Raw genomic sequence first — 6,335 nt, forward strand, 5'->3', positions numbered from 1 at the left:
CTGGCTTCCAGGTGTGCCTCGCCCAAGGCCTGGGTCAGCTCGGCGACCTCGGCCTCCAGCTGTTCCTCTCGGGAGGATGGTCCGGACCTGCCGGCCACCAGGGCGGTCTTGCCGGCTTCCAGGAACTCGGCCTTCCACCGTCCGATGGACTGCTCACTGACTTTCTCCTTGCGTGCCACTTCGGCGATGGACATCTCGCCGGCCAGCACGCTCAGCACTATCCGGGTCTTCTTCTCCGCCGGAATCGAGGGTGGTCTACCCATGACTGACTCTCCTTCAGGACCTACATAACGGCCCTGCCACTAAGTCTGACGCGCGACAACATCCCCCTGGGGGTCATGGAGACCGATGCCGTAGTCGTGAATCTCGTAGACGACCGTATTGAAGGCGGTCCTGCAGAGATTGCGGGCCATTTCATCCGCTCCGGCCAGGAGGGAGTGTCGAATAACTTCGAGGGTGATGGCGTTGCTCACTGGCCCGCTCCTTCGGTCTGGATGTGAATGGTGAGTTCTCCGATGGTGCCCACCTCAAGGCGATCACCGTCGTGCAGCACAGTCGTAGCGGTGTGTTCAGCGACGATTGCCGGGCCTGAGATGACGTCGCCGGCTAAGAGATCTTCCCTTACATAGACGGCATAGGAGACAGGAGAGTCCTGCACGTGCACCTGGCGGTGCAGAACCGGCTGAGGTGACCCCGACTTTCGCCGTTGGGCCTGAGGCCATTGAGGTTTCTGAACGGTGCCAGTTGCCTTCAGCCGCAGTGTGGTGATCTCTACGGGATCAGACATGGTGTGGCCGTAGAGTCGCTCATGCAGCACGGCGAACTCATCACCGATGGCAGCCACCACGTCGTCTGCTTCTCCGGGAAACGGGACAGTGGCGGAGTGCTCCTGACCGGAGTACCGCACATCTACACTGCGCTGGTAGATATGGTCCTCTGCAGCGAAACCTTCGTCTTTAAGAGCAACCGCAGCGTCCTTCTCCATAGCCGCGTAAGTGTTTTCGAAAAACTCCCGGTTAGTTTCCTCCAGTGGCTGGACTTCTGTGCGGGAGAAATCGTGTTGGACATCGGCCATGAGCATGCCGAGGGCAGAGAAAGCACCCTGTCCCGGAGGAACAATGACTCGGGGAATATTGAGTTCGCGGGCCACATCGACGGCGACCAGGCCCCCGCCGCCGCCGAAGCTCATGAGTGCGAAGTCCTGGGGGTCTCGGCCCAGCTCCACCGTGATGGCCCGCACCGCACCCACGATCTTCATATTGGCAATCTGAACCGCCCCGCGGGCTAATTCTGCCGTGCTCATGCTCAGGCGCTCAGCCGTGGGGGCCAGAGCATTCTCGGCCAGTCCCTCGTCGAGCTTCAGGTCTCCGCCGAGGGCAAGGTCGGCCCCCATGTAGCCGAGCTTCACGGCGGCATCGGTGAACGTGGCAACCGTCCCACCGCGTCCATAGGCCGCTGGACCAGGTACTGCCCCGGCACTTTGCGGTCCCACCTGCAGGGCACCAGCCTCATCCAGATCGATGATAGACCCGCCGCCGGCCCCAATGGTGTGGATATACAGCGAAGGAGTGTTGATGGGGAGGCCCTCGAATTCAGCGCCCTGGTACATGACTGCCTCGTGGTCGATGACAAGCGATGCGTCCAAGCTGGTGCCGCCCATATCAATGGTGATGATGTTGGGTTCTCCGAGTTCCTGGGAAATAGCCGCTGCTCCGACTACCCCTCCGGCAGGACCGGAGAGGATGAGATTGACCGGCTGTTCCGCTGCCGCCGAAGCAGTCATAGCTCCGCCGCCTGAGCGCGACATGAGGAAGCGCCCCTCGAAACCAGCCGATTCGAGATTGACGCCCAATTCGGTGAGGTAGCGGCGAACGATCGGCTTGATGTACGCATCGAGCACCGCCGTGGAAGTACGTTCGTATTCGCGATACTCCCGGGACAACTCATGGGAGAGGGTGACTTCAACATTAGGAACAATTTCCTGGAGAACTTTCCCCATGGCGAGCTCATTCTCAGGGTTGGCATAGGAGTGGAGAAACGCCACGGCAACGGCGTCGTACTCACCTTCGGCAATTTCCCGGGCCACAGCCTCCGCATGCCCTGTATTCAGAGGCTTGTAGATGGAACCGTCATAAAGAGTCCGTTCCTCTACTTCAAAAGTGTCCCGACGGCGCAGGAGAGGCTCTGGTTTCCGATAAGTGATGTCGTACATGGGCTTCCGGTCTGTACGACCCAAGAGGTAAACGTCGCGGAACCCTTCAGTGCCGACAATGGCCACCTTGGCCCCAGTGCGAGTCAGGAGTGAGTTCAGTCCAAGCGTTGTTCCGTGGTTGAAGGAAACGACCTCTTGGATCGTGGCTTCGGCTTTCTTGAAAGCATTGAGGACCCCTTCTTTGGGGTCGGATGGAGTGGTGGGAACTTTCTCGAAACGCAGCTCAGACGTTTCTGGGTCGAGCTTGACCACGTCGGTGAAGGTGCCCCCCACGTCCACCGAGATGCGGGTGTTAGCTGTCATTGGCGATCTCCAATCAGAAGCAATTCCATCAGTACTATGTCACACGGCACTGCTAAACCGCTATGCATCCGCCAGCTTTGACAGACCCAAAGGAGACTCATGTTCCGCACAGTCCTGCGTTTTACTCCGAACCCAGAGGACATTCCCCAGATCGAAGCGATCTTTGCTGCTGGGGATGTTCTGGGTTACTCGCTTGAACAGACCCGGGCGATCAGCTCTGAGTTGTGCGTGTCTGTCGATGGGGGCGAGGCCGAAATCATCGTGACGGCGACGTGGCCCGACGCCAAGGCATATCAAGAATGGCTCGATCATCCGCGCCGTGGGACGGTTGCGGCCGGCCTCCCGGAGCTGGTGGGTGAGCCGGGAGCTGCCCGCCTTTTCAAAGTGAAGCAACGCGCAAGTCGCGTGGATGAGAACGTCGTGCGAGAAGAAATCTAGGCGTAACAAGGAATTTACAAAAACTCTTGATCGCCGTTCTATGTGACCTGTACCATGTCACACACTACTCGCTCCGAAAGGTGAAAATCTTATGAGCCCCAACGCACGGACAGCACTGGCAACCAGTGCAGCAGCTCTACTCCTCATCACTGCCTGTGGGGATGGGGGAGGGGATGGAGAAGTCCCAGAAGACGGTTACAGCATCGCCTTTCTTGCGGCCTCCTCCCAGAACGGATACAACCAGGCCTTTTACGAAGGTATGCAGAATGCCGCTGAAGAATCTGACATCGATATTGACGTCAGCATTCTGGACGGTCAGTTCGACGCCAATACACAGCTTTCCCAGCTGGAGAACGCAGCAACTGGAAACGAGTATGACGGTATCGTCGTCGTTCCTCAGGATGGACCTTCGCTGGCCGGAGCTTTCCCTCTTGCGAACGACATTCCGGTGGTGACGGGCCTTAACCCTATCGGTCCCGACATTGATGAGATGGAACCGCAGGTGGACGAAGTCGTCTCAACCGTGGCGGTGCCGCCTTCTGATGCCGCACGCCGGCAAGCAGAAGACGTGGTCGAGTACTGCGAAGATCTTGACCCCTGCGAAGTGGTCCTCATGGTTGGGCTGCTGGATAGCCCCTTGGACATCGCTCGGCGGGATGCATACACCGAAGTCCTTGATGAGCATGACCACATTGAGATCGTGGCTACGGTCGAAGGCGCATACGATCGCGATCAGGGAATGTCCGCGATGCAGAATGTGCTTCAGGCCAATCCAGACTTTGACGTTCTCCTCTCTAACGCTGACCAACACTCTCTGGGTGCCACTGTCGCGATTGAGGAAGCTGGTATCGATCCGGCTGACGTGTATATCACCGGTGGCGGAGGAACCACGGAGGCAGTGGCGAACGTCCAAGAGGGCACGTGGAAGGCCGCTTATATCAACTTCCCCGTAAGTATGGGCGAAGTAGCCCTGGAGCAGGTCATCAACGCGCTTCAGGGTGACGAGGTCGAGACCTACATCAATGCTGATGAGGTCGGTGAGATTGACCCCTATGCGACAGAGGACACGATCGATCCTGACTTCGAAGCCGAGTGGGATGGCTGAGCAAAACTCGCAGCACCGTGCGACCTCGGCGGAGTCAGGGAGCGCTTCGCAAGTGACTCTCGCCGAGGCGCGCGGTATCTCCAAACGTTTCGGCGGAACGCTCGCTTTAGACCGGGTAGATGTGCAGCTCCGTGGGGGCGAGGTGCATGCCTTTGTTGGCGAGAACGGGGCCGGTAAATCGACCCTCGGCAAGGTCATCGCGGGAATCTACAGCCCCGATTCAGGTGACGTCCTCGTTGACGGACAAAAGGTTGATCGGTGGGATCCGGCCAAAGCGCAGGCTGCAGGTGTCGCTATGGTCGCCCAAGAACTGGCGCTCGCCCCTCAGCTTACGGTCGCCGAGAATGTCTTCTTAGGCCAGGAGGACCGAACATTCGGCGTCTTGAGGAAAACTCTCGTTCGACGCTACCGAGAACTCGATGCTCGTGTGGAGTTCGGTCTCGATCCCAAAACGCTGGTAGGTGACTTGGGGATCGCAGACCAGCAGAAGGTCGAAATTTTACGCGCGCTGGCTCGCAATGCCAGAGTCATTGTGCTCGATGAGCCCACATCATCTCTATCAGCCACGGAGACACAGAGACTGCACGAACTCATCAAACGTCTCTGCGAGCAAGGGTGTGCCGTTGTATACGTCTCCCACTTCTTGGATGCTGTCCTTGAGATTAGTGACCATCTGACGGTGCTCAGGGACGGTGTATGTGTAGCCTCCTATCCCAATGAGAACGTCAGCAAAGACAAGCTGGTGGAATCCATGCTCGGGCGGGTCCTTGAAGACGCTTACCCCGAGAAGCTGCCCCCTCCTTCGAGTGAGGATCCCCCTGTTCTGAAGGTCAGCGCTCTGGCCTCCCGCTCTGGTGTTGTCGAGGCGAGTTTAGAAGTGCGGGCAGGAGAGATCGTTGGTTTGCTTGGCCTCGTCGGGTCAGGCAGATCAGAACTGGCCCGCACGATCTTTGGAGCCGATGAGCGTACTGCTGGCGAAATTGTGTACAAGGGAACGCCCGTTCCTTCTGGCTGGAGTGTCCGTGATGCGGTGGCCGCCGGTGTTGGCATGGTGCCGGAATCTCGTCACCACGACGGCCTAATCCTCCAGCGGTCAGTGCGCGAGAACGTCAGTCTGGCCAGTCTCAGGCGTTATTCAGCGGCGGGCGTTCTGCACGTCGGGCGGGAAAAGCGCGACGTCGATTCTCAGATGCGACACCTTCAAATGCGACCACCCAGGATTGAACTCTCTGCGGAAGGATTTTCCGGTGGTAATCAGCAAAAGGCACTGCTTGGCAAGTGGCTGATCGGGGGGCCAGAGCTCATCATTCTCGATGAACCCACCCGAGGGGTGGATGTCGGAGCTAAACGAACCATCTACGAAGCAATCGCCAAAATGGCCGAAGCGGGCATGGCCGTGTTGCTCATATCCAGCGAGCACGACGAAGTTCTGGGGCTTGCCCATCGCGCCTATGTCCTTAGCTCCGGACGCACTGTAAAAGAAGTAGACCCAGACGCACTGACTGCCGACGAAGTCGTTCGCACGCTCTTTGCGCTCGAAGATCTGGAAGAAGAGGAACTTGATTCATGACTGCGCCAGCGCCGGCCAAGCGCCGCACCCTCGACGCAACGTACGTCCTTTTGTTCCTGCGTGATTACGCGGTTCTGATTCTTATTGCTCTGGTATGCCTCGGGCTAGCTTTCGCACACCCGGCATTCTTCTCCACGGGCAATATGCTCAACATTTTGAACCAGAACGTACCGCTGGCGATCATCGCTGCTGCCGGGACATTCGTCATCATCTCGGGGAACTTCGATCTCTCAACAGGTGCCATCTTCAGCGTAGGGTCGGTACTTGCCGCCTGGGTAGCCATGCAGACGGAACACGCATGGTTCGGTCTCCTGATGGCGCCTGTTATTGGTTTGATCCTCGGTGTACTCAATGGTTTTGCCATCACAACGCTTAAAGTGCACTCTTTCTTGGCGACATTGGCCATGTCCCGCGTCAAGTAGTTGGCAGGATTTCCTTGGTTTTGAATGTCGGGGTGGTGGGGTCGGCCAGGCCCAGGTGCACCTCCTTGGGCCGGTTCCATGAGATGGCCTCGTGGGGCCGGAGCTCGTTGTACTCGATCCGGTAGTCCTCGGCCCGCTCGGCGAGCACGATCGCGTCGTCGATCTCGTCCAGGTAGAGCCGTTCGTACTTCAGCGTGCCGAAGCCGCGTTCACGGGACCCGTTCTGCCCCGGGGTCTTCACTCGGGTGCGCACGTGGTGTAGCTCGGGGTGGGCGGCGATGAAGG

8 protein-coding genes are annotated in these 6,335 nt (G+C 58.6%); 4 read left to right on the forward strand and 4 right to left on the reverse strand.

The features are described 5' to 3' along the window. The 3 genes from H578_RS0111855 to H578_RS0111865 all read right to left on the reverse strand — a co-directional run. Nucleotides 1-263 (reverse strand): transposase (locus H578_RS0111855; RefSeq protein WP_022873891.1); only part of this gene is annotated, 263 nt, incomplete at its 3' end. Between the two features lie 39 nt (nucleotides 264-302). After that, on the reverse strand, nucleotides 303-473 hold the full coding sequence (locus H578_RS16090; RefSeq protein ID WP_022873892.1) for a hydantoinase B/oxoprolinase family protein: 171 nt from the start codon (nucleotides 471-473) through the stop codon (nucleotides 303-305). Then, entirely contained in the window at nucleotides 470-2,515 is a 2,046-nt protein-coding gene (locus H578_RS0111865; protein WP_022873893.1) for a hydantoinase/oxoprolinase family protein, read from the reverse strand. The genes H578_RS16090 and H578_RS0111865 overlap by 4 nt, the downstream gene beginning before the upstream one ends. 99 nt (nucleotides 2,516-2,614) lie before the next feature. Here H578_RS0111865 and H578_RS0111870 point away from each other — a divergent pair, with 99 nt between their 5' ends. From H578_RS0111870 to H578_RS15130, 4 genes are all read left to right on the forward strand, one after another. Further along, nucleotides 2,615-2,953, forward strand: a complete 339-nt coding sequence (locus H578_RS0111870) for an antibiotic biosynthesis monooxygenase family protein (RefSeq protein ID WP_022873894.1) — start codon at nucleotides 2,615-2,617, stop codon at nucleotides 2,951-2,953. 91 nt (nucleotides 2,954-3,044) lie between these two features. Beyond that, nucleotides 3,045-4,058, forward strand: coding sequence for a sugar ABC transporter substrate-binding protein (locus tag H578_RS0111875; protein WP_022873895.1), 1,014 nt, complete (start codon nucleotides 3,045-3,047; stop codon nucleotides 4,056-4,058). Between the two features lie 52 nt (nucleotides 4,059-4,110). Next, the gene (locus H578_RS15125) at nucleotides 4,111-5,628 is read left to right on the forward strand and encodes a sugar ABC transporter ATP-binding protein (RefSeq protein ID WP_033420660.1); all 1,518 of its coding nucleotides are present in this window, start codon (nucleotides 4,111-4,113) and stop codon (nucleotides 5,626-5,628) included. Next, entirely contained in the window at nucleotides 5,625-6,050 is a 426-nt protein-coding gene (locus H578_RS15130; protein ID WP_051130892.1) for an ABC transporter permease, read from the forward strand. Before H578_RS15125 ends, H578_RS15130 begins: the two co-directional genes overlap by 4 nt. Here H578_RS15130 and H578_RS15295 read toward each other — a convergent pair. Continuing rightward, the coding region (locus tag H578_RS15295; RefSeq protein ID WP_156837341.1) for an integrase core domain-containing protein at nucleotides 6,043-6,335 on the reverse strand (293 nt) is incomplete at its 5' end. The genes H578_RS15130 and H578_RS15295 overlap by 8 nt on opposite strands.

Source organism: Nesterenkonia alba DSM 19423 (assembly GCF_000421745.1).
Lineage (GTDB): Bacteria > Actinomycetota > Actinomycetes > Actinomycetales > Micrococcaceae > Nesterenkonia > Nesterenkonia alba.

Excerpts from the sequence above, each read along its gene's own strand:
- H578_RS15130 (WP_051130892.1), top strand. The coding sequence starts at position 5,625 with ATGACTGCGCCAGCGCCGGCCAAGCGCCGCACCCTCGACGCAACGTAC.
- H578_RS0111870 (WP_022873894.1), top strand. The coding sequence starts at position 2,615 with ATGTTCCGCACAGTCCTGCGTTTTACTCCGAACCCAGAGGACATTCCC.
- H578_RS0111875 (WP_022873895.1), top strand. The coding sequence starts at position 3,045 with ATGAGCCCCAACGCACGGACAGCACTGGCAACCAGTGCAGCAGCTCTA.
- H578_RS0111865 (WP_022873893.1), bottom strand. The coding sequence starts at position 2,515 with ATGACAGCTAACACCCGCATCTCGGTGGACGTGGGGGGCACCTTCACC.